This is a genomic window from Hydrogenophaga sedimenti, assembly GCF_051857515.1.
Taxonomy (GTDB): Bacteria; Pseudomonadota; Gammaproteobacteria; order Burkholderiales; family Burkholderiaceae_C; genus Hydrogenophaga.
Genome location: NZ_JBPZHA010000012.1, coordinates 18,542 through 44,279 on the forward strand (window position 1 = coordinate 18,542; position 25,738 = coordinate 44,279).

The 25,738-nt window shown below is 67.4% G+C and carries 28 protein-coding genes; 21 read left to right on the plus strand and 7 right to left on the minus strand.

Features of this window, described 5'->3' with window-relative positions:
- Nucleotides 1–15: 15 nt before the first annotated feature.
- Both ACS5NL_RS18290 and ACS5NL_RS18295 read right to left on the minus strand, forming a co-directional pair.
- Complete coding sequence (locus tag ACS5NL_RS18290) at nt 16–1,026, minus strand: DUF5666 domain-containing protein (protein ID WP_439355384.1); 1,011 nt, start codon at nt 1,024–1,026, stop codon at nt 16–18.
- Nucleotides 1,023–1,952 carry a DUF6502 family protein gene (locus ACS5NL_RS18295; RefSeq protein WP_439355385.1) on the minus strand — a complete coding sequence of 310 codons (930 nt, stop codon included), beginning with the start codon at nt 1,950–1,952 and terminating at the stop codon, nt 1,023–1,025. The genes ACS5NL_RS18290 and ACS5NL_RS18295 overlap by 4 nt, the downstream gene beginning before the upstream one ends.
- A 162-nt stretch (nt 1,953–2,114) precedes the next feature.
- On the opposite strand from ACS5NL_RS18295, the gene ACS5NL_RS18300 reads away from it, so the two are divergent.
- Genes ACS5NL_RS18300 through ACS5NL_RS18325 form a run of 6 tightly spaced genes read left to right on the plus strand, consistent with a single transcriptional unit; the run spans nt 2,115 to nt 6,041 of the window.
- Complete coding sequence (locus ACS5NL_RS18300; protein WP_439355386.1) at nt 2,115–2,624, plus strand: TlpA family protein disulfide reductase; 510 nt, start codon at nt 2,115–2,117, stop codon at nt 2,622–2,624.
- 2 nt (nt 2,625–2,626) lie between these two features.
- Nucleotides 2,627–2,851: a DUF4266 domain-containing protein gene (locus ACS5NL_RS18305; RefSeq protein ID WP_439355388.1), complete on the plus strand. Its 225-nt coding sequence runs from the start codon at nt 2,627–2,629 to the stop codon at nt 2,849–2,851.
- A gap of 10 nt (nt 2,852–2,861) precedes the next feature.
- A complete protein-coding gene (locus ACS5NL_RS18310) occupies nt 2,862–4,034 on the plus strand; it encodes a DUF3570 domain-containing protein (RefSeq protein ID WP_439355389.1) in 1,173 nt (390 codons plus the stop codon).
- 16 nt (nt 4,035–4,050) lie between these two features.
- Nucleotides 4,051–5,010 (plus strand): FAD:protein FMN transferase, encoded by a 960-nt coding sequence (locus ACS5NL_RS18315; RefSeq protein WP_439355390.1) that lies wholly within the window; start codon nt 4,051–4,053, stop codon nt 5,008–5,010.
- Nucleotides 5,007–5,417 carry a c-type cytochrome gene (locus ACS5NL_RS18320; protein WP_439355392.1) on the plus strand — a complete coding sequence of 137 codons (411 nt, stop codon included), beginning with the start codon at nt 5,007–5,009 and terminating at the stop codon, nt 5,415–5,417. The genes ACS5NL_RS18315 and ACS5NL_RS18320 overlap by 4 nt, the downstream gene beginning before the upstream one ends.
- A gap of 18 nt (nt 5,418–5,435) precedes the next feature.
- Nucleotides 5,436–6,041, plus strand: coding sequence for a c-type cytochrome (locus ACS5NL_RS18325; RefSeq protein WP_439355393.1), 606 nt, complete (start codon nt 5,436–5,438; stop codon nt 6,039–6,041).
- An 88-nt stretch (nt 6,042–6,129) separates the two neighbouring features.
- Here the strand turns inward: ACS5NL_RS18325 and hslO are convergent, their stop codons facing one another.
- Together hslO and ACS5NL_RS18335 are read right to left on the minus strand one after the other, a co-directional pair.
- Entirely contained in the window at nt 6,130–7,110 is a 981-nt protein-coding gene (gene hslO, locus ACS5NL_RS18330; RefSeq protein WP_439355394.1) for an Hsp33 family molecular chaperone HslO, read from the minus strand.
- Between the two features lie 38 nt (nt 7,111–7,148).
- Nucleotides 7,149–7,673, minus strand: a complete 525-nt coding sequence (locus tag ACS5NL_RS18335) for a gamma carbonic anhydrase family protein (RefSeq protein ID WP_439355395.1) — start codon at nt 7,671–7,673, stop codon at nt 7,149–7,151.
- A 57-nt stretch (nt 7,674–7,730) separates the two neighbouring features.
- Here ACS5NL_RS18335 and ACS5NL_RS18340 point away from each other — a divergent pair, with 57 nt between their 5' ends.
- The 7 genes from ACS5NL_RS18340 (at nt 7,731) to ACS5NL_RS18370 (ending at nt 14,619) form a co-directional block, all read left to right on the plus strand.
- Nucleotides 7,731–8,606 (plus strand): ferritin-like domain-containing protein, encoded by an 876-nt coding sequence (locus ACS5NL_RS18340; RefSeq protein WP_439355396.1) that lies wholly within the window; start codon nt 7,731–7,733, stop codon nt 8,604–8,606.
- Between the two features lie 99 nt (nt 8,607–8,705).
- Complete coding sequence (locus ACS5NL_RS18345) at nt 8,706–9,734, plus strand: sensor histidine kinase (protein WP_439355397.1); 1,029 nt, start codon at nt 8,706–8,708, stop codon at nt 9,732–9,734.
- The gene (locus tag ACS5NL_RS18350; RefSeq protein WP_439355398.1) at nt 9,731–11,218 is read left to right on the plus strand and encodes a response regulator; all 1,488 of its coding nucleotides are present in this window, start codon (nt 9,731–9,733) and stop codon (nt 11,216–11,218) included. Before ACS5NL_RS18345 ends, ACS5NL_RS18350 begins: the two co-directional genes overlap by 4 nt.
- Nucleotides 11,219–11,254: 36 nt before the next feature.
- Entirely contained in the window at nt 11,255–12,670 is a 1,416-nt protein-coding gene (gene dbpA, locus ACS5NL_RS18355; protein ID WP_439355399.1) for an ATP-dependent RNA helicase DbpA, read from the plus strand.
- A 59-nt stretch (nt 12,671–12,729) separates the two neighbouring features.
- The gene (locus tag ACS5NL_RS18360; RefSeq protein ID WP_439355401.1) at nt 12,730–13,746 is read left to right on the plus strand and encodes a hypothetical protein; all 1,017 of its coding nucleotides are present in this window, start codon (nt 12,730–12,732) and stop codon (nt 13,744–13,746) included.
- 18 nt (nt 13,747–13,764) lie between these two features.
- On the plus strand, nt 13,765–14,013 hold the full coding sequence (locus ACS5NL_RS18365; protein WP_439355403.1) for a DUF3297 family protein: 249 nt from the start codon (nt 13,765–13,767) through the stop codon (nt 14,011–14,013).
- Between the two features lie 57 nt (nt 14,014–14,070).
- The gene (locus ACS5NL_RS18370) at nt 14,071–14,619 is read left to right on the plus strand and encodes a DUF1439 domain-containing protein (protein WP_439355404.1); all 549 of its coding nucleotides are present in this window, start codon (nt 14,071–14,073) and stop codon (nt 14,617–14,619) included.
- Between the two features lie 16 nt (nt 14,620–14,635).
- On the opposite strand, the gene ACS5NL_RS18375 is transcribed toward ACS5NL_RS18370, so the two are convergent.
- Genes ACS5NL_RS18375 through ACS5NL_RS18385 form a run of 3 tightly spaced genes read right to left on the minus strand, consistent with a single transcriptional unit; the run spans nt 14,636 to nt 17,765 of the window.
- Nucleotides 14,636–15,838, minus strand: coding sequence for an AAA family ATPase (locus ACS5NL_RS18375; RefSeq protein ID WP_439355405.1), 1,203 nt, complete (start codon nt 15,836–15,838; stop codon nt 14,636–14,638).
- Between the two features lie 29 nt (nt 15,839–15,867).
- A complete protein-coding gene (gene xerD, locus ACS5NL_RS18380) occupies nt 15,868–16,788 on the minus strand; it encodes a site-specific tyrosine recombinase XerD (protein WP_439355406.1) in 921 nt (306 codons plus the stop codon).
- Nucleotides 16,788–17,765 (minus strand): tripartite tricarboxylate transporter substrate binding protein BugE, encoded by a 978-nt coding sequence (locus tag ACS5NL_RS18385; RefSeq protein ID WP_439355407.1) that lies wholly within the window; start codon nt 17,763–17,765, stop codon nt 16,788–16,790. The genes xerD and ACS5NL_RS18385 overlap by 1 nt, the downstream gene beginning before the upstream one ends.
- Nucleotides 17,766–17,925: 160 nt before the next feature.
- On the opposite strand from ACS5NL_RS18385, the gene ACS5NL_RS18390 reads away from it, so the two are divergent.
- The 8 genes from ACS5NL_RS18390 (at nt 17,926) to rfbA (ending at nt 25,728) form a co-directional block, all read left to right on the plus strand.
- Nucleotides 17,926–18,831 (plus strand): AEC family transporter, encoded by a 906-nt coding sequence (locus ACS5NL_RS18390; RefSeq protein ID WP_439355408.1) that lies wholly within the window; start codon nt 17,926–17,928, stop codon nt 18,829–18,831.
- A gap of 75 nt (nt 18,832–18,906) precedes the next feature.
- Complete coding sequence (locus ACS5NL_RS18395) at nt 18,907–20,076, plus strand: nucleotide sugar dehydrogenase (RefSeq protein WP_439355409.1); 1,170 nt, start codon at nt 18,907–18,909, stop codon at nt 20,074–20,076.
- 12 nt (nt 20,077–20,088) lie between these two features.
- Nucleotides 20,089–21,042 (plus strand): glycosyltransferase family 2 protein, encoded by a 954-nt coding sequence (locus ACS5NL_RS18400; RefSeq protein ID WP_439355410.1) that lies wholly within the window; start codon nt 20,089–20,091, stop codon nt 21,040–21,042.
- Nucleotides 21,043–21,065: 23 nt separating this feature from the next.
- On the plus strand, nt 21,066–22,046 hold the full coding sequence (locus ACS5NL_RS18405) for a glycosyltransferase family 2 protein (RefSeq protein ID WP_439355411.1): 981 nt from the start codon (nt 21,066–21,068) through the stop codon (nt 22,044–22,046).
- Between the two features lie 8 nt (nt 22,047–22,054).
- On the plus strand, nt 22,055–22,822 hold the full coding sequence (locus tag ACS5NL_RS18410; RefSeq protein ID WP_439355412.1) for a glycosyltransferase family 2 protein: 768 nt from the start codon (nt 22,055–22,057) through the stop codon (nt 22,820–22,822).
- Nucleotides 22,823–22,898: 76 nt separating this feature from the next.
- Nucleotides 22,899–23,963: a dTDP-glucose 4,6-dehydratase gene (gene rfbB / locus ACS5NL_RS18415; RefSeq protein ID WP_439355413.1), complete on the plus strand. Its 1,065-nt coding sequence runs from the start codon at nt 22,899–22,901 to the stop codon at nt 23,961–23,963.
- The gene (gene rfbD, locus ACS5NL_RS18420; protein WP_439355414.1) at nt 23,960–24,856 is read left to right on the plus strand and encodes a dTDP-4-dehydrorhamnose reductase; all 897 of its coding nucleotides are present in this window, start codon (nt 23,960–23,962) and stop codon (nt 24,854–24,856) included. Before rfbB ends, rfbD begins: the two co-directional genes overlap by 4 nt.
- Nucleotides 24,853–25,728, plus strand: coding sequence for a glucose-1-phosphate thymidylyltransferase RfbA (gene rfbA / locus ACS5NL_RS18425; RefSeq protein ID WP_439355415.1), 876 nt, complete (start codon nt 24,853–24,855; stop codon nt 25,726–25,728). Before rfbD ends, rfbA begins: the two co-directional genes overlap by 4 nt.
- The last annotated feature ends 10 nt before the right edge of the window (nt 25,729–25,738 follow it).

Sequence of the window (25,738 nt, forward strand, 5' to 3'; positions counted from 1 at the left end):
AGGGCCGCGAGGACCTCAGTCGTGGTCCTCGTTCTCGATCTTGGTCGCCACCAGGACCGAGCCCTGCCAGCTGCCATAGACCTCGATCTCCTGCCCGACCTGCAAGGCCGCCGCCGCACCGGCCACCGCCGAGGCGTCGACCTGCACCGAGCCCAGCATGAAGTAGGCGCCGGACAGCGCAGAGGTCACCACGCCCTCGATTTCCACGACCTTGCCGGAACCGGTGTCGCCGCGCACATCGATGCGCCGCACCGCACCGACTTCCAGCTGCTGCTTCTCGGCGTCCCATTCCCCCGTCAGGCGGTAAAGACCACTGCCGAGACCGGACGCCTTGTCGCCGGTCAGGCGGATCCCGTTGACCGAGCGGTTCTCGCCCGAACCTTCGACGCGGCCGGTCACCGTCGCCCGATGGCCTGATGCGGCATCCACCCGCGTGGCCACCCACTGGCGACCGTCGGCGTCGGCCTGCAGCCCCCACACCACGACCGTCTGGCCCACGGAGGGAGCCACGTCGGCAAAGGTCGAGGCCTTCAGCGCGATGTTCATGCCCATCACGGTGAAGCTGTCACCGCTGGCGCCGGTCACGGTGCCTTGCGCGATCGACCAGATGTCGATCGCCTGCGCCACACCGGTCAGGCCGTCGGGGGAGCGTGTGCCACTGATGCCGGCCACCATGCCCAGCCGCAAGGCTCCACTGCTGGCGCCCGCGCCGTCGATCGTGATCCGGGCGCCGCTCTCGTCGTAATGCACGCCGTTGATGATCACGCTGCCGAAACCCGAGATCGCGCCGAGCACCGAAATGCCGGTGCCACCCGTACCTGGGGTGCCGGCCGTCTGCGTGGAACCATCGTTGCCTGTCGGGCCGGCAGAAGCGGTCGACCCAGAACCGCCCGACGCAGCGCCGCCAGTGGCCGCACCGTCGCCAGAGGTGTTCGAACTGCCGCCGCAACCCGTCAGCGCAGCCACCGCCAGCGCGATCCAGTGACGGCGACTGACCGTGGCGGCGGGAGTGGAAACCTCTCTCATGGCTTGCTCTTTCTTTTGTGACGCCGGGCGGTGGACTTCGGCGCAGCTTCCGCACCGACCTCCTCCTGGTCCACCTGGCTGAAATAGACACCAAACCGGACCCGCACCTTGGGAGCGTCCTGCGCCTGGCTGCGCTGCTCGGCCACGGTGGCCGAGACCAGAAACTGCTGCAGCACGTCGGCCCACAGCCGACGGGCAGCCTGCTGCAGGGCGGCGGCCTGCTCCACCGTCAGGCCATCGGAAAACGCGCTTTGTTCGAGCAGCGGTGGTCCCACGCGGTGCGGGGAGAGGTTGTGCGCGGCGGTGGACAGGTGGTCACCCACGTTGTTGGCCAGGAAGTGGAAGGAGTCATTCAACCCCTCCTTGGGCACAAAAGCGGTGTCATTGAGTTGCACCATGCCGTCCTCCTGCACCGTGGCCACGCCCAGCCGCTGCAGCTCTTCCAGCACGGCCCGGGCACCCACGTCGCGGCTGACCTCGGCGATCAGCATGGAGAAGTCCGGCTCGCCCGGATGGCCAAGACGCGGGGTGCGCGCCAGCGGCAAGGGCGTGCGGTCGGCGCGCAGAAAGCGCGGGTCGCTGATCCAGCGGGCGACCACCGCGGTGGCGATCGGAACCATGGGCGGCGTCAGGCCGGAGTCGTCGGGCACCTGCTCGCGCAGGCGCCGCACATCCTTGCGGTGCACACCAGTCTGGATCGCGATGCGCGAATCGGAGTTGCTGCGGTCGGTCGGACCGTAACTCGCCACGGCCTCATCGACCAGGGCTTTCTTGAGCAGTTCCACCATCGAAGGCAGCTGCAGGCCGTGGTCGATCATGAGCCGCGCCAGCGGCCGCAGCAGGCGCAACACCGCCGCAGCCGCCAGTTCGGGCTGGGGCAATCCGGCGCCTGGCGAAGCGCTGTCGGGATCGGGTGGCTGGCTCATGACCGGGGTGTTCTGCGCCCTGAGGCGTTTCTGGCGCGGACGCCGAATGACACAAGTTTATGGGTTTATTTACCAAATTTCCAGGCGAAACCTTGACATCACCGGGAGCGAGGTTAACATTTAAGGGAAATTTTCCCAAATTTAAAAGTTGTCTGGAATCACATGCGCCAAAGACCCCGCCTCCTGAGGGACATCGCCTCCCTTTCCCTGACCGGCCTGCTGACCTGCAGCGCCTTCGCCATCGAGGTCGGGCAACCGGCGCCCGCTTTTGAACTGCCCGGCCCGCAGGGCTCGGTGCAGCTCGCCGCCTACAAAGGCAAGACGGTGTACCTCGATTTCTGGGCTTCCTGGTGTGGCCCCTGCAAGCAGTCGTTTCCGTGGATGAACGACATGCAGAAGCGCTACGGCGCCAAGGGCCTGCGTGTGGTTGGCGTGAACCTCGACCAGAAACCCGAGGACGCCAGGGCCTTCCTGGCCGCCACCCCGGCCCAGTTCGACATCGCCTTCGACAGCGCGGGCCAGGCGCCCAAGCAGTACGGGGTCAAGGGCATGCCCACCTCGATGCTGATCGGTCCCGACGGCAAGGTCCTGATGGTCCACCAGGGCTTCAAGGCCGAAAACCGGGACGAACTCGAAGCACAGATCAAGCAAGCCCTCCACATCAAGGAATGACGATGCGCACCCAACTTTTGATCGCACTGGCGGCCGGCGTGACCCTGCTGACCGGCTGCTCCAGCCTCGGCCAGGTGCAGGCCTGGGAAAAGGGCCAGCTGGCCAAGCCGGCCATGACCTTTGAAGCCGATCCGCTGGACCAGCGCTTCATGCAACACATCTACGGCAGCAAAGAAGCCGCCAGCGGCGGCTACGGCGTGGGCGGCGGCGGCTGCGGCTGCAACTGAGGACCGGAACATGAATGAACAAGCACAACACAACACCGCCGGCAGCGTCCTGCTCGCCTCGCTGATGCTGCCGGGTCTGGCGACCCTCGCGCTGGCCCTTCCCTCCGAAGCCCGGGCGGAATCGCCACCGGAAAAATCCACGCTGTCGCTGAAATACGGCAACTACCAGGACAGCGAGTCCGGCTGGACCCGCGTCACCGTCAACGCGCCGCAGGTCTACCTGATGACCCCCATCGGCGAGCAGTGGTCGGTCGAAGCCTCCGGCGTGGTTGACAGCGTCTCGGGCGCGTCGCCGCGCATGCACACCTCGCGCTCGGGCGCCAGTCGCATGGAAGACGACCGCAAGGCCGGCGACGTCAAGGTCACGCGCTACTTCAGCCGCGCGGCCGTCTCGGCCAGCTTCGCGCTGTCGGACGAACACGACTACAACTCCAGGGCGCTCGGACTGCAGACCCGCTGGTCGAGCGACGACAACAACCGCACCTGGACCATCGGCACCGGCTTCTCGCGCGACCGCATCGACAACCAGTCCAACGGCGTCAACACCGCCATCAACCAGCGCAAGCGCGTCAACGAAATCATGGGTGGCGTCACGCAGGTGCTGACTGCGTCGGACATCGTGCAGTTCAACCTGACGCGCTCCATGGGATCGGGTTACTTCAACGACCCCTACAAGCTGTTCGACAACCGCCCGGACAAGCGCAACAGCTGGATCGGCCTGGCGCGCTGGAACCACCACATCGCGTCGCTGGACACCACGGCCCGCACCAGCTACCGCTATTTCTCGGATTCCTTCGGGGTTCGTGCCCACACCGTGGATCTGGAGCTGGTCAAAGCGGTCGGCCCCTGGACCTTCACGCCCGGGGTGCGCTACTACATGCAAAGCGCGGCCTCGTTCTACTTCGACCCCGTGCTCGACAGCAACGGCAACTACAACACGGCGGCCACCATGCAGCGCGCGGCGGCGATCTCGGGCTACCGGTCCGCGGACCAGCGGCTGTCGGCCTTTGGCGCCTGGAACTGGTCGATGAAGGTCGCCTATGCACTGTCCAAGGACACCACGGCCGACGTCAAGCTCGACCTGTACCGGCAGTCCTCCAGCCTGCGCATGGGAGGCGGCAGTCCCGGCCTGACGCCGATGAACGCCCGCACCATCCAGGTCGGCGTGACCCACCAGTTCTGACCGGAACGCTGCCGCCATGCAGACCCTGCTGTTCGAGTTCCGCGCCATGGGAGGCCCCTGCAGCTTCCACCTGCGCGGAACCACCGGCTCGCATGCGGAGCTGGCGGCGCGCAAGGCCATCGCCGAGGTGCAGCGCATCGAAGCGAAGTTCTCGCGTTACCTCAAAGACAGCGTGGTCTCGCGCATCAACCGCGCGGCTGGCCAGAGCGCGGTCGAGGTGGACGACGAGACCCGGCAGCTGCTGATGTTCGCGGACCAGTTGTGGAGACAAAGTGATGGCCTGTTCGACATCACTTCCGGTGTGCTGCGCAGGGCCTGGGATTTTTCGGCCGGAGCGCTGCCTTCGCCACAACAGCTGGCCGAGGCCCGGTCGCGCATCGGCTGGGAGCGGGTGCAGTTCGACGGTGAGCGCGTCCGCCTTGTGGAGACCGGCATGGAGATCGACTTCGGCGGCTTCGGCAAGGAATACGCGGCCGACCGCGCGGCGTTCGTGCTGCGTGAGGCGGGTGTCCAGAGCGCGCTGGTGAACCTCGGTGGTGACCTGCATGCCCTGGATGTCCCGTCGGGGGAGCAAAGGCCACCATGGTCCATCGACATCCAGCACCCGCGCCCGCCGGCCACCCAGCCACTGGCCCGCATCGCCCATGCATCGCTCAAGCAAGGGGGCCTGGCCACCAGCGGCGACTACGAACGCTTCATCGAAGTCGATGGCCGCCGCTACTGCCACATCCTCAACCCGCTGACTGGCTGGCCGGTCAGTGTCCACCAGTCCATCAGCGTGCTGGCGCCCAACGCCACCGCAGGCGGCGCCCTGACCACCATCGCCATGCTCAAAGAAGAAGGCGCCATCGACTGGCTGCAGAGCCAGGGCGCCAGCTACCTCGCCGTCGGTCGCGACGGGCAGGTCTCCACCAACACCCCCCGGTTTCACCTCACCGCGCCACAACCATCCACCGCCACGAGCCCACTGCCATGAACACCAGTCTCCAACGCCTGACCCTGATCGCCCTGACCGCCAGTCTGGCCACCCTCACCGCCTGCGGCGGCGGTGGCGGAAGCGACACCACCACGCCCGCGGCCACGACCACGGCCAGCACCGACACCGCGGCCGCTCCTGCAGCCGCTCCCGCACCGGCACCCGCCGCCGCGCCTGCCGCGTCGTCGTCGGCCCTCAACGGCAAGTCGCTGTACCAGGCCAACTGCGCCTCCTGCCACGGTGGCAACCCGGCGCAGAACATCAGCAAGGTGCTCAAGGGAAGCTCTGCAGGGAACACGCTCAATGCCATCGCCGGCAACACGGGCGGCATGGGCTACCTCGGCGGCACCATCGGTGCGGCACAGGCCAACGACATCGCGGCCTATCTGACCCAGCCCAACATCTGACGCCACCAGGAGCACACCATGTCATCCGCCACCAGCCTGCACCTTTGCGCCCTGACTCTTGCCATTGCCACCCTCAGCGCCTGCGGCGGTGGCGGCGACACCACCGTGACCGAAAACGAATGCAGCACCAGCGCGCCCGCGCCGGCCGCTGCAGCGACGCCGGTCGCAACGCCGGCGGCCGCGCCCGCCAGCCATGGCGACGATGACAACGACGACGAACACGAGAGCGAGCGCGAGCACGACAAGCGCGTGCTGACCAGGGCCAGCAGTTGCCCGGCACCGTCGACCGGGACCACCACCGCCGCTGCGCCGGCAGATGCCGGCTCCACCACACCGGGCTCACCGGCACCGGCTCCCTCCCCCGCTCCGGCTCCGGCGCCTGCCCCGGCACCGGCGGCCAGCGCTTCGGCGCTCAACGGCAAGAGCCTCTACGCCGGCAACTGCGCCTCTTGCCACGGCGGTGATCCGACGCAGAACATCAGCAAGATCCTGCGAGGCACGTCTGCGTCCAACACGCTCGGCGCCATTGCCAGCAACAAGGGCGGCATGGGCTTCCTCGGCGGCTCCATCGGCGCCGCCGAAGCCAACGACATCGCGGCCTACCTCGCCCAGCCAGGAATCTGAGAATGCCCCCCACGCTCCACCGTGCACGGGTCGCTGCCCCCCGAGGGCGCTGATCCGGCTTGGGGCGGCCCTGCGCCGGATCGCCGGTTCAGTGCACGCCGGGGGAACCTGGCGGCTGGCTGGCGGCCTGCAGGAACACCTGCGCGGCATCGACCGGGTCGAAGCGGTATTGCGCTCCGCAGAAATCGCAGCCGACCTCCACCTGGCCCTGCTCCGCGATGATCGATTCGATCTCGTCGCGACCCAGCGAACGCAGCATGCCGCCCACCCGCTCGCGCGAGCAGGTGCAGGCAAAACGGGGCCCTTCGGCACCGGCCAGCGGCTCGAAACGGCGCACGTCTTCTTCCCAGAACAGGCGGTGCAGGATGGTCTCGGCGTCCAGCGTCAGCAGCTCTTCGCGTTGGAGGCTGGCGGCCAGAATCGCGATGCGGTTGTAGTCCTCGTTCTGGCCGATCTGGTCTTCGTCGCGCGCCACGGCGCCCGCGCCCGACAGGTTGTCCTGGCCCTGCAGCGGCAGGCGCTGGATCAGCAGGCCGGCAGCGACCTGGTCGTTGGCGGCCAGCACCAGGCGTGTGTCCAGCTGTTCGCTCTGCAGCATGTAGTGCTCGATCACCTCGCTGAGCTTTTCCAGCTTCTCGCGTTTGTCGCCGAACAGTGGCACCACGCCCTGGTAGGGCTGCTGGCCGGGCAGGCGGTCCTTGGGATCGAGCGTGATCGCGCAGCGGCCCTGGTTGTTCACGTTGACCATGTGCGAGAGCGGCGCGTCCTCGGCCACCTCGCCCATCACGTTGGCGGTGGCGCGCAGCGTGAGGTCGGGCTGCACCTCGGCCACGGCCAGCTTCACCGGGCCGTCGCCCTGCACCTGCAGGATCAGCGCGCCGTTGAACTTGATGTTGGCCTGCATCAGCGTGGCGGCGGCGGTCATCTCGCCCAGCAGTTCGGTCACGGCCGCGGGATAACCGCCGGCCTGCTGGCGGCGGCGCAGGATTTCCTGCCAGCCATCGGTCAGGCGCACCAGCATGCCGCGCACCGGCAGGCCTTCAAACATGAATTTGTGGAGTTCGGACACGCGGGTCTTTCTGCGAAACAAAAGCCGACAGCTGCGGCTCAACCGATCTTTTTCAAGCCCTGGCGGTACTGCCGGGCGTTGTCCATGTAGTGCTGCGCGCTCTTGCGCAGCCCCTCGATCTGCTCGGGCGTGAGCTGGCGCACCACCCTGGCCGGGCTGCCCATGATCATCGCCCCGTCGGGAAACTCCTTGCCCTCGGTGACCAGCGAGCCGGCGCCGACCAGGCAGTTTCTGCCGATCTTCACGCCGTTGAGCACGATGGCGCCAATGCCGATCAGCGACTCGTCGCCGATGGTGCAGCCGTGCAGCATGACCTGGTGGCCCACCGTCACGCGCTCGCCCACCACCAGCGGCAGGCCGTCGTCGGCGTGCAGCACGCAGCCGTCCTGGATGTTGCTGCCCGCGCCGACCACGATGCGGTCGGAATCGCCGCGCGCGATGGCGCCGAACCAGACGCTGGCCCCCTCGCCCAGCGTGACGTCGCCCATCACCTGCGCGCTGTCGGCCACCCAGGCCGATTCCGCGATGTCGGGTTTGCGTCCGTCGAGTTCGTAAATCGCCATCCGTGTCTCCGTCGGGTGCGCGCCTGGGGCGCAGGTTGCAAACCTAGAATTGTAGGGATGCCCTCCCGTGACGCCTCCACCGCTCCGCTTTCCCCTTTGCCCGGCCTGCCCGGCCTGCGCGGGCGCGCGCTCGCGGCGCTGTGCCTGCCCGATCCGCAGGCCAAGATGGAGGCCACCCACGCACTCTGGAGCGCACTGTCCGCCCTGCCCGACGAGGCCCGACGCGAACAGGCCCTGTCGCCCGGTGCGGCGATTGCCGCTCCCATGCAAGTGCTGCCGGGCCGGCCGGAGCGCCCGGTGCTGGTGCCGCCGACCGAGGTGCCGCACCGCTCTCCCTTCACCGACGAAGGCCTGGCCGCGCTGCTGCACGCGGTCTGCCACATCGAGTTCAACGCCATCAACCTCGCGCTCGACGCGGTCTGGCGCTTTGCCGGCATGCCGGCCGACTTCTACCGCGACTGGCTGCGCGTGGCCGACGAGGAAGCCACGCACTTCGGCCTGCTGCGCACCCACCTGCGCAGCCTGGGCCACGACTACGGCGACTGTCCGGCCCACGACGGCCTGTGGGAGATGTGCGTCAAGACACAGCACGACATCACCGCACGCATGGCGCTGGTGCCACGCACCCTCGAAGCGCGCGGGCTGGACGCGACGCCACTGATCCAGGCCCGGCTGCGCAAGGTCGGCACACCGGCCGCGCTGCAGGCGGTCGAGATCCTGGACCTCATCCTGCGCGACGAGATCGGCCACGTCGCGATCGGCAACCACTGGTACGGCTGGCTCTGCGAGCGCCAGCAGCTCGACCCGGTCGCGCACTACCGGCACCTCGCACGCACCCACAGCGCACCGCGCCTGAAGCCGCCGTTCAACGACGCCGCGCGCCGTGCCGCCGGCTTCAGCCAGCTGGAACTGGACTATCTGCTGACCGCGTGACGGCGCCATGAGGTGCTTGGTACTACCCGGTCTCGCAGTTCGCCGGCCGAGGGAGTTTTTCACGTGCATGCACCCTGAATCCGGCTTAGTATTTTGTGGATGAGCCAACAGCACATCCGGCTGGACGAATACCTCGGTCAGGCGTTTGACAGAATTCCCGTGGCGATGGTGGTCGTCAACCAGCAAGGAATCATCACCCGCCTGAACCGCCTGGCCGAGACCACATTCGGTTATCCGAGCGAAGAGCTGCTGGGTCAACCGGTGGAAGTGCTCGTGCCCGAACGCTACCGCCACGCACACCCCGGCTACCGCCGGGGTTTCCAGAAAGAGGCCACCGCGCGTCCCATGGGGGCCGGCCGCGACCTCAGCGGCCTGCGCAAGGACGGCAGCGAATTCCCGGTCGAGATCGGCATCAACCCGGTGGACACCGGCGAGGGGCCGATGATCCTGTCGGTGATCCTGGACCTGAGCGAGCGCAAGCTGAGCGAACGGCGCATCCATGAGGCGCTGCGCGAGAAGGAGCTGCTGCTCGAAGAAGTTCATCACCGCGTGAAGAACAACATGCAGGTCATTCACAGCCTGCTCGATCTGCAGGTGCTCAAGATCAAAGACCCGGACGTGGTGACCATGCTGCGCGACAGCCAGAACCGCATCCGGTCGATGTCGATGATCCACCAGACGCTCTACCAGTCGCACGACTTCGCCCAGGTCGACTTCCACCAGTTCCTCGGCGATCTGCTGCCGACCCTGATGGACTCCTACGGCATGGTGGCCGGCCATGTGCGCATCGAGATCTCGGCCAACAACGTCAAGCTGCCGATCAATGAAGCGATCCCCTGCGGCCTGATCGTCAACGAGCTGGTGAGCAATGCGCTCAAGCATGGCTTTCCGGGCGGGCGGCGTGGCACCATCCAGGTGGACCTGCGGCAGGCGCCGAATGGCGACGTCGAACTGTCGATCAGCAACGACGGCATCGACATCCCGACCGACCAGAACCTTGACCGCTGCGGCTCCCTGGGCCTGCAGCTCGTGCAGCTGCTGACCCGGCAATTGCAAGGCTCGCTGGACATCCGGCGCGCCGATCCGACCCGCTTCACCCTGCGCTTTTCCCTAGGACATCGCCCATGAAAAATCCCGCCCGCATCCTGGTGGTGGAAGACGAGAGCATCGTTGCCTTCAACCTGCAACAGCGCCTGTCCCAGCTGGGCTATGACGTGCCGGCCATTGCCGTCTCGGGCCAGGAGAGTTTCGATCTGGTGACACAGACCCTGCCCGATCTGGTGCTGATGGACATCCACATCCAGGGCGACATGGACGGCATCGAGGTGGCCGCCCGGCTGCAGGAAACCCATGCGATCCCCGTCATCTACCTGACCGCCTACTCGGAAGACTCGACCCTGGAACGGGCCCGGAAGACCCGTCCCTACGGCTACCTGCTCAAGCCCTTCTCCGAACGCGAACTGCACGCCACGATCCAGATGGCCTTCGAGCGGCACAAGCTGGAAACCGAGCTGAGCGACAACCGGCGCCTGCTGCAGCAGGCGCTGGATGCGGCCAGCATGGGCGTGCTGGAACTGGACACCGGCAGCCAGGCCATCACCACCTCGCCGCGCTCCGCCGACCTGATCGGCTGGCAGCAGGACCAGCCCCACACCGTGGCCGACCTGCTGGCGCGCGTGGATGCCGGCGAACGGGCCACGGTCCAGTCCAGACTCACGGAAAGCCTGGACGCGCTCAAGCACTTCAGCGAGGAGTTCCGTGTGCTGGCCGAAGGACTGCCTCCGCGCTGGATCAAGCTCGATGCCGGCCACGCCTCCCAACAGCGCATGACCGGCGTGGTCCAGGACATCTCGGAACGCAAGCAGAGCGAAATCCGGCTCAGGATGCTCAACGAAGGGCTCGAGAACCTGGTCACCGAACGCACCTCCGAGCTGCACCAGAGCCTCAAGGAGCTCGAATCGTTCAGCTATTCGGTGGCGCACGACCTGCGGTCACCGGTCCGCGTCATCGTGAGCTTCTGCCAGGAGCTGATCCGCAACCATCCCGAGACACTGGGACAGGACGGACTGGACCTGATCCACCGGATCGCCACCTCCGGCCAGCGCATGGGCGCCCTGATCGATGCCCTGCTGCACATGTCGCGCCTGAACCAGGTGCCGATGCAGCTGCGGGTGGTCGACATCAGTGCCATCGCCAGCGAGATCGCCGCACAACTCCTGGAGTCGGACCCCAAGCGGGTTGCCCAGGTGCGGGTTTCGCCCAAGCTGGAAGCCATGGCCGACCCTGCCCTGATGCACAGCCTGCTCGACAACCTGATGCGCAATGCCTGGAAGTTCTCTGCGCGCAGCGAGATCACGCGCATCGATGTTGGCGCCAAAAGCGTCAACGGCGAAACCGTCTTCTTCGTGCGGGACAACGGCTGCGGCTTCGACATGGCATCGGCCAACCGGCTTTTCGGGCCGTTCCAGCGCCTGCACCGCGACGACGAATACGCCGGTACCGGCATCGGCCTGACCATCGTGCAACGCATCGTGATGCGCCATGGGGGAAAGGTCTGGGCGTTCTCCGAACCCGGGCTGGGCGCCGCGTTTCACTTCACCCTGGGCTCCTGAGCCGTGCCCGCGGAGGTGCTGCGCCGATAATCGGGGATGACCTCAGCCTCCCCCGCAGCCCCCCGCCCCTCCAGCACCGACTTCGGCAGCCTTGCGCTGCCGCCCGCCACCCTGGCCAACCTGCAGCAGCTGGGTTACCTGGCCATGACGCCGATCCAGGCGGCCTGCCTGCCACCCGCCCTGCTGGGCAAGGACCTGATCGCGCAGGCCAAGACCGGCAGCGGCAAGACCGCCGCCTTCGGCCTGGCCCTGCTGGCCAACCTCAATCCCCGCCGCTTCGCCGTGCAGACCATGGTGCTCTGCCCCACGCGCGAACTGGCCGACCAGGTGACCACCGAGATCCGCCGCCTGGCGCGCGCCGAAGACAACATCAAGGTCGTCACGCTCTGCGGCGGCGTGCCGCTGCGCGGGCAGCTGGCCACGCTGGAGCACGGCGCGCACATCGTGGTCGGCACACCGGGCCGCCTCATGGACCACCTGGAGCGCGGCAGCCTGCAGCTCGATGCGCTCAATACCCTGGTGCTCGACGAGGCCGACCGCATGCTGGACATGGGCTTCTTCGACGACATCGTGAAGGTCGCGAAGCAGTGCCCCAAAGAACGCCAGACCCTGCTGTTCTCGGCCACCTACCCCGAAGGCATCGGCAAGCTGGCCGCGCAGTTCATGCGCGAGCCGCTGACCATCAAGGTCGAGGCGCAGCACAGCGGCGGACAGATCGAACAGCGCTGGTACGAAGTCAGCGAGAAGGAGCGCCTGCACGTGGTCAGCCAGTTGCTGCTGCACTTCCGCCCCGCCAGCACGCTGGCCTTCTGCAACACCAAGGCGCAGTGCCGCGACCTGGTGGCCGTGCTGCAGGCGCAGGGATTCAGCGCGCTGGCGCTGTTCGGCGAGCTGGAGCAACGCGAACGCGATCAGGTGCTGGTGCGTTTCGCCAACCGCAGCTGCTCGGTGCTGGTGGCGACCGACGTGGCCGCCCGCGGGCTCGACATCGCCAGCCTGGCCGCGGTCATCAACGTGGACGTGACGCCCGACCCCGAAGTGCACATCCACCGCATCGGCCGCACCGGCCGTGCCGGCGAGAGCGGCCTGGCGCTGAACCTCGCGAGCATGAACGAGATGGGCTACGTGGGCCGCATCGAACAGCTGCAGGGACGCGAGTCCGCGTGGCATCCGGTCAGCGAACTCACCCCCGCGAGCAAAGAGCCGCTGCAGCCGCCCATGGTCACGCTGCACATCCAGGGCGGGCGCAAGGAGAAAATCCGCCCCGGCGACGTGCTGGGCGCGCTCACCGCCGACCTGGGCTACACGCGCGAGCAGATCGGCAAGATCAACGTCAACGAATGGTCCACCTATGTCGCGGTGGACCGCGGCATCGCCGAACAGGCCGCCAGCCGGCTCAACGCCGGCCGCATCAAGGGCAAGAGCGTCAAGGTACGGGTGCTTACAGATTGAGGCCGCGGCCCCGCGGCGCCTCACTACACTGACCCATTCGGACGACACGGAGGTTTTACATGCGCACCCAGATCCGCCTTTTCTCGCTGCTGCTCGGCGCCCTCGCGCTGACCTCGGCCAGCGCCCGCGACAACGATGCAGCCGAGTGGGTGCCCTGCGCCCGCGAAGGACAGACCTGCTTCGTGCCTGGCCTGGCGCAGGTCCGGTTCGGCGCCAACAACCAGTTCGCCGTGAAGAACGTCGACGGCCGCATCGAATGCGACACCAGCGTGTTCGGCGACCCGTCGCGCCGGCAGGCCAAGTACTGCGAATACCGCCTGGGCTGGGACCGCAGCCTGCCGCGCCCCGACCGCGAAGACCGCGAGCGCGGCTGGGAAGATTGCGCACGCGAAGGCGAGGTCTGCCGCTTCCGCGGCGCGCGCGTGGTGCGCTTCGGGGCCGAAGGCGCCTACAACTTCCGCCGCGAGGTCGGCCAGATCGAATGCAGCATCGACGAGTTCGGCGACCCGGTGTACGGCGTGCGCAAGAAGTGCCAGGTCCGCAACGAGCCCGACCGTCCGGGCTATGGCGGCCGCCCTGACGACAACCTTCCGGGCGGCGTCGCCGTTGCCGGCGGCGACCGGCCCGACTTCGGCCGTCCCGCCAACCGCTGGGCCTACTGCGCCGACGAGGGCAAGACCTGCACCACGTCCATGCCGACGGTGATCCGCTACGGCGTGCCCGGCAACTACCACTACCGGCAGGTGAGCGGCACCGTGCGCTGCGATGGCCACCTGTTCGGCGACCCCCAGCAGGGTGTACAAAAAACCTGCGAGGCCAACACCGTGCCGGTGAACCGGGCCGTGTCCCGCCAGCCCGACGCCGACGAGATCCCGCCGCTGGACGACCGCTTCTGGACCGAATGCGCGCGCGAGACGCAGGATTGCCGCTTCCGCGGCCCGGCGCACGTGCGCTTCGGCGCCAACGGGCTCTACCGCGTCATGCCGGCCCGCGACGGACTGGCCTGCGACACCCGCAGCTTCGGCGGCGACCCGACACCCAATGTGCGCAAGACCTGCTCGGTCTACCGGCCCTGAGGCGGAGACAATAGAGGCATGAACGACACCACCTCCAAACCCGCCCTGCCCGACCGGCTGGCCATCGACCCGCGCAGCCCCTTCCATGTCCGTGCCGTGTTCGAGCACGAGATCGGCATCCGCTACAACGACAAGGAACGCTTCGACGTCGCCGAGTACTGCATCAGCGAAGGCTGGATCAAGGTCCAGTCGGCCAAGACCGTCGACCGCCGTGGACAGCCGGTGCTGATCCAGCTCAAGGGCCGGGTCGAGGTGTTCTACAAGTAAGCCCACGGCATGCAACGGCGGCACCTTGTCTGCTCCGGCCTGCTGTTGGGCGCGGGCGTGGCCTCCGCCCAAACGGCCGCAACACCGGCAGCGCCCGCCGAAAACGGCACAACGGCCGCGCTGCCGCGTTTCACCGTGCCGCTGGACCTGCTGCAGGCGGAAGTGGCCAAACGCTTTCCGTTGCGCTACCCGGTGGCCGGACTGGTCAACCTCGATCTGTCCGCGCCGCACCTGGGCCTGCTGCCCGAGCAGAACCGCATGCGGGCACAGATGCCCGTGACCGCGGCCGGCCCGGCGCTGGCGCGCACGCAACAGGGCAGCTTCACTGTCGACTTCGGGCTGCGCTACGAACACAGCGACCGCTCGCTGCGCGCCCACCAGCTCAAGGTCTACCGCTTCCGCTTTCCCGGCCTGCCGGCGGAGGCGCTGGACATGCTCAACACCTACGCGCCCGCACTGGCCGAGCAGGCCTTGCGCGAGGTCGTGCTCTACCAGTTGCAGCCGCGCGAGACGGCGATGGCCGACCTGCTGGGGCTGCGCCCCGGGCGCATCAGCGTGACCGAACAAGGGCTGCTGGTCGAACTGGCGATCAAGTCACCGTCCTGAGCCAGCCCGCGCTGGGTCAGTCTGTTCGACGGACCGCGCCGAAGCGGCGCATGAGCTGACCCTGGACATTGGCCGGCGACAGGCCCAGTGGCGCGAACTCGGCAGCAAACGCCATGGAAGCGGCTTCGTCCGGGTCGAACTTCAGATACAGGCGCCGCAACTGTTCTTCGTCGCACAGGCCCAGCTCCACGCGCTCGTCGATGCGGCCGGCGCGGATCAGCGCCTCGTCCAGCCGGTCGGCGTGGTTGGTGGTCATGAACAGCACATTGCCTTCCTGCGTGGCCACGCCGTCCAGCGCGTTGAGGAAGCCCGAGAACGACAGCCTGACCTGCGCATGCGCCGCGTCGCGCTGGCGGAAGAAGGCGTCGACGTCCTCGATCAGCAGCAGCGAACGCTGCGGCACGGCCGCCAGCAGGGTGTGGATCTTCTCGTCCGTCACGATGGGCGAGGCCAGGCTGAGCGTGCACACATTCAGGTGCAACTCGGACGCCAGCGCCGTGACCAGCGAGGTCTTGCCGGTGCCCGGCGGGCCGTACAGCAGATAACCACGCCGCCAGGGAATGCCCAACTCGGCGTAGCGCTCGTGCGCGCCGTAGAAGCGTTGCAGGTCCCCCAGCAGGGCCTCGGCCTGCCCGGCCTTGAGCACGACGGACGACAGCGGCCGGCGCGAGCCCAGACGTGCGCGCATCCAGTCGCCGCCGTGGAACGGGTTGGGGATGTAGACCGAGAGCGTGTCGCTCTCGCGGTTGGCGCGCGCCTGGATCGCGCGTTGCAGGAATGCGGCCAGCCAGTCGCCCGAGCGGCCGAAGTGCGACAGGCTGATGCGCTCGAACACGCTCTGTGTCACCTGCAGATCGCGCCGGATCCAGACCAGCCGGCCATCGATCCAGAGGATGTGCAGGCCTTCACCGGGCGAGAGATAGGCGCGCGGGGCCTGGCCGGCGCGCAGGTCTTCTTCCAGGCTCTGGTAGGCCGTGCCCTGGCGCACGCTGCGCGCGGTGAACTGGTTGACCTGGCGCAGCGAAGGGTGGGCGTCCATGTATTCGACCAGCGCCGAGAACAGGAACTCGTCGCGCGAATCGATGCTGAGGGTCGAGATGAAGAAGCGCTTGCCCCAGGACACCAGCAGGCCCGGCACGTCCTTGAGCCAGAACGCGAGGGCACCCGCGGCAGCGATCAGGGCGGCCTGGGCGACGGATGACTGAAAGAGCGGGTCCATGACGCTTTATACCCCCCGGGCCATCGCGGTCAGCCGCGCGGATGGTGCTGCGCCACGATGCTTTTAAGCCGCTCGCGCGCGACGTGGGTGTAGATGGTGGTGGTCGAGATGTCGGCGTGCCCCAGCAGCATCTGCACCGCGCGCAGGTCGGCGCCATGGTTCAGCAGATGGGTCGCGAAGGCGTGGCGCAGCGTGTGCGGCGACAGCGGCGAGGTGATGCCGGCGGCCAGCGCATAGCGCTTGACCAGGTTCCAGAACATCACCCGGCTCATGGCCTCGCCCGCCTTGGGGCCGCGCGCGGTCACGAACAGGTCCTCGCTGGCGTGCGCGCCGAGGATCTCGGGCCGGGCATCCTTGAGGTAACGCCGCAACCAGTCGCCCGCGATCTGGCCGAAAGGCACCAGCCGTTCCTTGTTGCCCTTGCCGGTCACGCGCAGCACATGCTCCTGGTGGCCGACGTGAAAGGTGCGCAGGTTCACCAGTTCGCTCACTCGCAGGCCGCTGGCGTACATCAGTTCCAGCATCGCGCGGTCGCGGATGCCCAGCGGGGTGGACGTGTCGGGCGCGTTGAGCAAGGCCTCAACCTGGGCTTCGGACAGCGTCTTGGGCACCCGCATCGGCTGGCGCGCGGCCAGCAGGCGCAGGGTCGGGTCGGCGTCGATCAGGCGCTCGCGCAGCGCCCATCGGAAGTAGCGCTTGAACACCGTCAGGCGCCGGTTGGCGGTGGTGGCGCGGGTCTGGGCATGGCGGCTGGCGAAGTAGCCGTGGATGGCCGTTTCGTCGGCCTGCAGCAGCGAACGTGCACCGTTTTCCGCCAGCCATTGCCCGAACAGCACCAGATCGCGCCGGTAGGCGTCGAGCGTGTTGCGCGAGAGCCCTTCTTCCAGCCAGAGGGCATCGACGAAGGCGCCCGCGCTGTCCTCGCTGCGCGCGAGCGCCGCCGCGTCCATCACTCCAGCGAGAGCTTCTGCTTGGTGACCACGTCCTTGTAGACCTCGAATTCGGCCTTGATCTGGGTCGTGAACTGCTCGGGCGTGTTGGCGACGATCAGCGAGCCGGTGTCTTCGATGCGCTTGCGCACGGCCGGGTCAGCGAGCGCCGTCTTGGTCGCGTTGTAGATCTTGTCGACCACGTCCTTGGGCATGCCCTTGGGGCCGATGAAGCCGTAGTAGGCCATGCGGTTGACCGGCTCCAGACCCACTTCCTTGAAGGTCGGCACGTCGGGCAGCACCGGCAGGCGCTGGGGCGCGGCCACCACGATGGCGATCAGGCGGCCGGCCTTGATGTGCGGCAGTGCCGAAGGCAGGTTGTCGAAAATGATCGGCACCTGGCCGCCGACGGTGTCGTTCAGCGCCGGGCCGGCGCCGCGGTAGGGAATGTGGGTGATGAAGGTGCCGGTCAGGCTCTTGAACAGCTCGGTCTGCAGGTGGCCGATGCCGCCGGTGCCGGAACTGGAGTAGCTGTACTTGCCCGGGTTCTTCTTGATTTCTGCAATGAAGCCCTTGTAGTCCTTGGCCGGGAAGCTGGGGTGCACCGCGATCACGTTGGGCGTGGCGGCGATGTTGATGATCGGCGTGAAATCGGTGAGCGTGTTGTACGGGATCTTGGGGTTGATCGCCGGGTTCGCGGCCGTGGTCGAGACCGTCGCCATGCCGATCACGTAGCCGTCGGGCGCGGTGCGCGCCAGCTCGGTCGCGCCAACCACGCCGCCGCCGCCGGCCTTGTTTTCCACCACCACGCCCTGCCCCAGGGTCTTGCCCAGCGGCTCGGACATCACGCGCGCAATGATGTCGGTCGTGCCACCCGGCGCGAACGGCACCTGCAGACGGATGACCTTGTTCGGGTAGGCCTGCGCCCACAACGGCCCTGCGGCGCCCAGCGACGCGGCAGCCAGACCCAGTGCAAACAGACGACGGCGATCAACCATGGCAATCACTCCTTGTGTGGTCAACAAAACGATAGCAACAGGCATGTTACCCCTGCCCACCTCGCCGCGAATGTAGAGAGCACCCGCCGGCTTGAACAGCGGGAGACTACATAAGTACAAACCCCGGGAAGGGACATGCCGGCCGCGCTATGCTGCCCGCGTGAACTTCGCCCAACTGCTCTTTCCCGACTTCTCGCTGATCCTCTGCGGCTACCTGGTTTGCCGCTTCACGGCCCTGAACCGATCGGTCTGGGAGCCGCTGGAAAGCCTGGTGTATTTCTTCCTGTTCCCGGTGCTGCTGTTTCACTCGATCGTGAAGAGCCCGCTGGACCTGCATGCGGCGTCCAGCCTGATGGCCGCCGGCCTGACCCTGGGCGTGGCGGGCATTGCCCTGTCGTACTCGCTGCCGCACTGGCCCTGGCTGGGGCGCCGGCTGGATGTGCGGCTGCATGCGGCCAGCGCGCAGGTCGGGTTCCGGTTCAACTCCTTCATTGCCCTGGCGCTGGCCGACAAGCTGGCCGGCCCGCAAGGTCTGCTGATGATCGCGGTGCTGATCGGCTGCTGCGTGCCGCTGTTCAACGTCGGTGCGGTCTGGCCGATGGCGCGCCACGCCAAGCGCGGCTTTGCCCGCGAACTGCTGCGCAACCCGCTGATCCTGGCTACGGTCGGCGGCCTGGTGGCGAACCTGCTGGGCTTTCACATCCCGGTCTGGCTGGAGCCGACCGTCAACCGCATCGGCCAGGCTTCGCTGGCGCTGGGCCTGATGGCCGCCGGGGCCGGCATGCAGCTGGGCACCCTGTCCAAGGCCAAGACCCTGGGGCTGGCGGTGCTGACGGCCAAGCACCTGGGCATGCCGCTGCTGGCCTTCGGCGTGGCCCACCTGTTCCGGCTGGACCCGGCCCAGACGCTCATCCTCCTGATGTTCTCTGCCGTGCCCACCGCCTCCAGCTGCTACGTGCTGGCCGCCCGCATGGGTTACGACGGCCCCTACGTCGCCGGGCTGGTGACACTGTCGACGCTGGCCGGCATGCTGAGCCTGCCCTTTGCACTGGGTCTGCTTTCCTGAGTGGTTCCTGACGGGTCCGCCAGGGGCCTTGTGGCAAAATCCTCGGGTTTTACCTCGCGCGAATAAGGGTTTTTCATGAAGATTGCGGTTGCTGGCACCGGCTATGTCGGTCTGTCCAACGCCGTGCTGCTGTCCCAGCACCACGAAGTCGTCGCCCTGGACATCCTCCCCGAGAAGGTGGCCCTGATCAATGCTCGCAAGAGCCCGATCGTCGATGAGGAAATCGAGGATTTCCTGGCCAACCAGCCGCTGAACCTGCGCGCGACGCTGGACAAGCACGATGCCTACGAAGGCGCGGACTTCGTCATCGTCGCCACCCCCACCGACTACGACCCCGAGACCAACTACTTCAACACGAAGTCGGTCGAGGCCGTGATCCGCGACGTGATGCAGATCAATCCCAAGGCGGTGATGGTCATCAAGTCGACCGTGCCGGTGGGCTACACCGCCAAGGTCCGCCAGGACACCGGCAGCCCCAACCTGCTGTTCTCGCCCGAATTCCTGCGCGAAGGCAAGGCGCTCTACGACAACCTGCACCCCTCGCGCATCATCGTCGGCGAGCGCTCGGAGCGCGCCCGCGTGTTCGCCGGCCTGCTGGCCGAAGGCGCACGCAAGAAGGACATCCCGACGCTGTTCGTCGACTCGACCGAAGCCGAAGCGGTCAAGCTGTTCTCCAACACCTACCTCGCGATGCGCGTCGCGTTCTTCAACGAGCTGGACACCTACGCCGCCGCCCACCATCTGGACACCCGCCAGATCATCGAAGGCGTGGGTCTGGACCCGCGCATCGGCAGCCACTACAACAACCCGTCCTTCGGCTATGGCGGCTACTGCCTGCCCAAGGACACCAAGCAGATGCTGGCCAACTACCAGGATGTGCCGCAGAACCTGATCCACGCGATCGTGCAGTCGAACTCGACGCGCAAGGACTTCATCGCCGACGACATCCTGCGCCAGGGCGCGAAGACCGTCGGCTTCTACCGCCTGATCATGAAGACCGGTTCGGACAACATCCGCCTGTCCAGCATCCAGGGCGTGCTCAAGCGCATCAAGGCCAAGGGCGTGAAGACGGTGATCTACGAACCGCTGATCGATGGCGACGAGTTCTACGGCTCGCCCGTGGTCAAGGATCTGGACGCGTTCATGAACAGCGTCGACCTGGTGGTGACCAACCGCAAGTCGCCCGAGCTGGACCACTACGGCAAGCCGCAGTACTCGCGCGACCTGTTCACCAAAGACCTCTGAAAGCACCGCGCGATGACGGTTCGATCGGGTCGCCTGCCCACGGTGCATGTCCTGCTGGCCAGCTACCGGGGTGAGCGTTACATCGGCGAACAGCTGGCATCGATCGCGGCCCAGACGCACCCCGACTGGAACCTGCTGATCAGCGACGACGGCTCCAACGACGCCACGATCGCGATCTGCCAGGCCTTCGTGGCCAGCCAGCCGCAACACCGCGTGCGGCTGATTGCCGGCCCGAAGCGCCGCTCCACGGCCAACTTCTTCCACCTGATCAACACCATCGACGGCTTTGAGGAAGGTGACCTGTTCGCCTTCTGCGACCAGGACGATGTCTGGCTGCCCGAGAAGCTCGCGCGCGCCGTGGCCGTGCTGCAGGAAGCACCGCTGCACGACGGCCAGGCCGCCCTGTACGGCGCCCGCACCCGGCTGGTGGACCACAAGCTGCAGCCCATCGGCATCAGCCGGCTGCCGGCACGTGCCCTGGGCTTTGGCAATGCGCTGCTGCAGAACATCGCCAGCGGCAACACCATGGTGTTCAACACCGCCCTGCTGCGGCTGCTGCGCCGCATCGACCCGGCGCACGCCGTGCTGCACGACTGGACGGCCTACCAGGCCGTGACCGGCTGCGGCGGCTGGATGCACTTCGATCCGGAGCCCTGCCTGCTGTACCGCCAGCACGACCACAACCTGATCGGCTCGCAGGGCCGCTCCCGCGACCAGGTGCAGCGCGTGCGCATGCTGCTGCGCGGCCAGTACCGCGCCTGGGGCGACCTGACCGAAGCCGCGATGAACGACATCAGGGACCACCTCACGCCGGAGGCCACGCGCCTGCTGCGCAACTACCAGCACATGCGCCACCAGCCGCATGTCGCTGCGCGGCTGCGCGCCGGTGCCGGCAGCGGCCTGTGGCGCCAGACCCGGGCCGGGCGGGCCAGCTTCTGGCTGGGTCTCGCGCTCAACCGGATGTGAGCCAGGGCCCTGGCCCGCTTGCGATGAACGTTCCGCCGTCTCCCTCCTCCTCTGCCGCCGACGCATCCCTGCCATGGGTGCTGGTGCTGCTGCCGGTCTACAACGGTGCGACCTATCTGGCCGAGCAGGTGGAATCCATCCTGCGCCAGGACGGTGTGCACGCGCTGGTGCTGTGCCGCGACGATGGCTCGACCGACGACTCGGTCCGCGTGCTGGAAGACCTCCGGGCCCGCTGGCCAGGCCGCATCGAACTCGTGGCAGACGGCCTGGGCAACCTGGGCGCCAGCGGCAACTTCTCGCGCCTGATGGACCTGGCGCTGGCCTTTGCCGCGCCTGCTCCATGGACCGGACCGGTGCGCTACGTGGCCCTGTCGGACCAGGACGACCTCTGGCACGCCGACAAGCTGAGTTCCTGCCTGACCGCCATGCGCCAGCTGGAACAGGCACGACCCGGACAACCTGCCCTGGTGCACAGCGACCTGCGGGTGATTGCCGACGACGGGCGCGAAATTGCACCGTCGATGGCGCGCTACCAGGGCCTGCAGGTGGGACGCCCCAGCCTGGCGGCACAGGCGCTGAGCAACACACTCACCGGCTGCACCAGCCTGATGAACCGCGAACTGCTTGAACTCGGTCTGCCGGTGCCGCCGGAGGCCATCATGCACGACTGGTGGCTTTCCCTGGTGGCCAGCGCGCTGGGCTCCCGGACCTACCTGGACCGCGCCCTGATCGACTACCGGCAGCACGAACGCAACGCCATCGGCGCCAAGGCCAAGGACGACAACCCGCGGGAAAAACGCTTCCTCAAGCGGCTGGCCGGCTTCTTCGACCAGCGCCACCGCCAGATCTTCGGCCTCAATGCCCGCCAGGCCGGCGCCTTCCTGCGCCGCTACCGCCGCCAGCTGGGCCTGAAACAGACCATGGCACTGCGCTGCGTCCAGCTGCTGGCCTGGCCGATCCCGCCCATGCAGCGGTCGATCTTCCTCATCCTGAGGCGCCTGTGAGCCCGGACATGAGCCTGCGCCTGTCCATGGTCAGCCACGGCCAGTCCCTGCTGGCCAACCGGTTCCTGCAGGACCTGCGGCAGACGCCGGAGGTCGACGAACTGGTGGTGACGGAAAACATTCCCGACGCGCCGCTGGCATTGCCCCCCGGAATGCCCGCCCGGCGGCACGCCAATGCGGCGCCGACCGGTTTCGCCGACAACCACAACCGCGCCTTCGAGGGCAGCCAGAAGCGCTTCTTCTGCGTCGCCAATCCGGACATCCGGCTGACATCCAATCCGTTTCCCGGCCTGCTGGCCGCCATGGACGATCCGCGGGTCGGGCTGGTCGCTCCGCTGGTGTTGTCGCCCGACGGCCTGCCCGAAGACAATGCGCGGCGCTTTCCGACCCCCTGGAACCTGGGACTGAAACTGGCCGGACTGGACGACGGCCGCTACCACCTGGCGCCAACCCCGCAGCCATCGCCCCGACCGGTGGAATGGACGGCCGGCATGTTTCTGCTGTTCCGGGCGGAGGCCTTTCGGGATGTGGGAGGCTTTGATGCTAAATTCCACCTCTACTACGAGGATGTGGACATCTGCGCCCGGCTGTGGAAAGCGGGCTGGAAGGTGGTCTGCGACCCGGGGGTCACGGTGGTGCACGAAGCCCAGCGTGCCAGCCGGCACAACCCGCGTTACATGAGATGGCACGCCGCGAGCATGGCCCGCTACTTCTTCAAACACCTGGGCCGACTGCCGCCCGTGCCCGCCGAGGCGCACGGGAGCATTTCCCCTTGAAACACCCATTGCAACCATCAGGGTTGAACCGCGGGTGCGCCCTGGGTGCACCCCCACATTCCAAGCAGGAGCAAAGATGATTCTGGTTACCGGCGCCGCGGGCTTCATTGGCGCGAATTTCGTGCTTGACTGGCTGGCCCAGTCCGACGAGCCCGTGGTCAATCTGGACAAGCTGACCTACGCAGGCAATCTGCAGAACCTGGCCAGCCTGCAGGGCAATCCGGCGCACCTGTTCGTGCAGGGCGACATCGGCGACCGTGCGCTGGTCGACAGGCTGCTGGCCGAACACCGCCCGCGCGCGGTGGTCAACTTCGCAGCCGAGAGCCACGTCGACCGTTCCATCCACGGCCCGGAAGACTTCATCCAGACCAACGTGGTCGGCACCTTCCACCTGCTGGAGTCGGTGCGTGCGTACTGGGGCTCGCTCGAAGGCGAGGCCAAGGATTCGTTCCGCTTCCTGCACGTCTCCACCGACGAGGTCTACGGCACGCTGGGCCCGAAGGACGCACCCTTCACCGAGACCACGCCCTACACCCCCAACAGCCCGTACTCGGCCTCCAAGGCCGCCAGCGACCATCTGGTGCGCGCCTACCACCACACCTACGGCCTGCCGGTGCTGACCACCAACTGCAGCAACAACTACGGCCCGTACCACTTCCCCGAGAAGCTGATCCCGCTGATGATCGTCAACGCCCTGGCCGGCAAGCCGCTGCCGGTGTACGGCGACGGCATGCAGGTGCGCGACTGGCTGTTCGTCAAGGACCACTGCAGCGCGATCCGTCGCGTGCTTGAAGCCGGCCGTGTGGGCGAGACCTACAACGTGGGCGGCTGGAACGAGAAGCCCAACATCGAGATCGTCAAGACCGTCTGCGCCCTGCTGGGCGAGTTGCGCCCGCGCGCCGACGGCCAGAGCTACGAGACGCAGATCACCTACGTCAAGGACCGCCCCGGCCACGACCGCCGCTACGCCATCGACGCCACCAAGATCCACCGCGAGCTGGGCTGGAAGCCGGCCGAGACCTTCGACACAGGCATCCGCAAGACCGTGCAGTGGTACCTGGAGAACGCCGACTGGGTGACCAGCGTGCAAAGCGGCGACTACCGCAACTGGATCGGCCAGCAATACGGGGCGCTTGCATGAAGATTCTCCTGACCGGCAGGAACGGCCAGGTCGGATTCGAATTGCAGCGGGCACTGGCGCCGCTGGGACAGGTGCACGCGGTCGACTCGGGCGACTGCAACCTGGCCGATGCGGACGCCCTGCGCGCGCTGGTGCGCAAGCTGCAGCCGCAGGTCATCGTCAACCCCGCCGCCTACACCGCGGTGGACCGCGCCGAAAGCGATGCGCAGCAGGCGATGGCGGTCAACGCCGTGGCGCCGGGTGTGCTGGGCGAAGAAGCCGAGCGCCTGGGCGCCAGCGTCATCCACTACTCCACCGACTACGTGTTCGATGGCAGCAAGGCCACACCCTATGTCGAGAGCGATGCCCCGGCCCCCCTGGGGGCCTATGGCCGCAGCAAGCTCGACGGCGAGCGCGCGCTGGCCCAGTCCACGGCGCGCCACCTGATCCTGCGCACCAGCTGGGTGGTCGGCGCCCACGGCAGCAACTTCGCCAAGACCATGCTGCGTCTGGCGGCCGAGCGCGACGAACTGCGCGTGGTCAGCGACCAGCTGGGCGCGCCCACCTCGGCCGCGCTGATCGCCGACCTGACGGCGCATCTGGTGCGTCAGCTGCAGCGGCCGGGCACCGAGCCGTTTCCCTACGGCCTGTACCACGCGACGGCCAGCGGCGAGACCAACTGGTGCGAGTACGCCCGCTTCGTGATCGGGTACGCCCTGCGCACCGGGCACGCCCTGCGCGTCACGCCCAACGAGGTGCATCCCATCGGCTCCGACCAGTACCCCACGGCCGCCCGGCGCCCGGCGAATTCGCGCCTGGACACCGCGCTGTTTCGCTCCACCTTCGGGCTTGAGCTGCCGCACTGGCAGGAAGGCCTGGGACATGTCCTGCAACAGATCCTGAGAACGCCATGAACAGAAAAGGCATCATCCTCGCCGGCGGTTCCGGCACCCGGCTCTACCCCGTGACCCAGGCCGTGAGCAAGCAGCTCATGCCGGTGTACGACAAGCCGATGATCTATTACCCGCTGACCACGCTGATGCTGGCCGGCATCCGGGACATCCTGATCATCTCGACGCCGCAGGACACGCCGCGCTTTGCCGAGCTGCTGGGCGATGGCAGCCAGTGGGGCCTGAACCTGCAGTACGCGGTGCAGCCCAGCCCCGACGGTCTGGCGCAGGCCTTCATCATCGGCGAGCAGTTCATCGGCAACGATCCGTCGTCGCTGGTGCTGGGCGACAACATCTTCTACGGCCACGACTTCGCGACGCTGCTGGGCAATGCCTCGGCCCGTCCGGACGGCGCGACCGTGTTCGCCTACCACGTCAACGATCCGCACCGCTATGGCGTCGCGGAGTTCGACCCCCATGGCAAGGTGCTCAGCCTGGAAGAGAAGCCCGCACAGCCCAAGAGCAACTACGCGGTGACCGGCCTGTACTTCTACGACAACCAGGTCGCCGCCCTGGCCAAGGACCTCAAGCCCTCGCCGCGCGGGGAACTGGAGATCACCGACCTGAACCGGCTGTATCTGGAAGCGGGCAGGTTGCAGGTCGAGGTGATGGGCCGCGGCTACGCCTGGCTGGACACCGGCACGCACGACAGCCTGCTCGAAGCCGGCCAGTTCATCGCCACGCTGGAAAAGCGCCAGGGCCTCAAGGTCGCCTGCCCCGAAGAGATCGCCTTCCGCAGCAAGTGGATCGACGCCGAGCGCCTGAACGCCCTGGCCAGACCGCTGGCCAAGAACGGCTATGGCCAGTACCTCCTGCAGCTTCTGAAAGAAGCGTGACCGTCGCTGG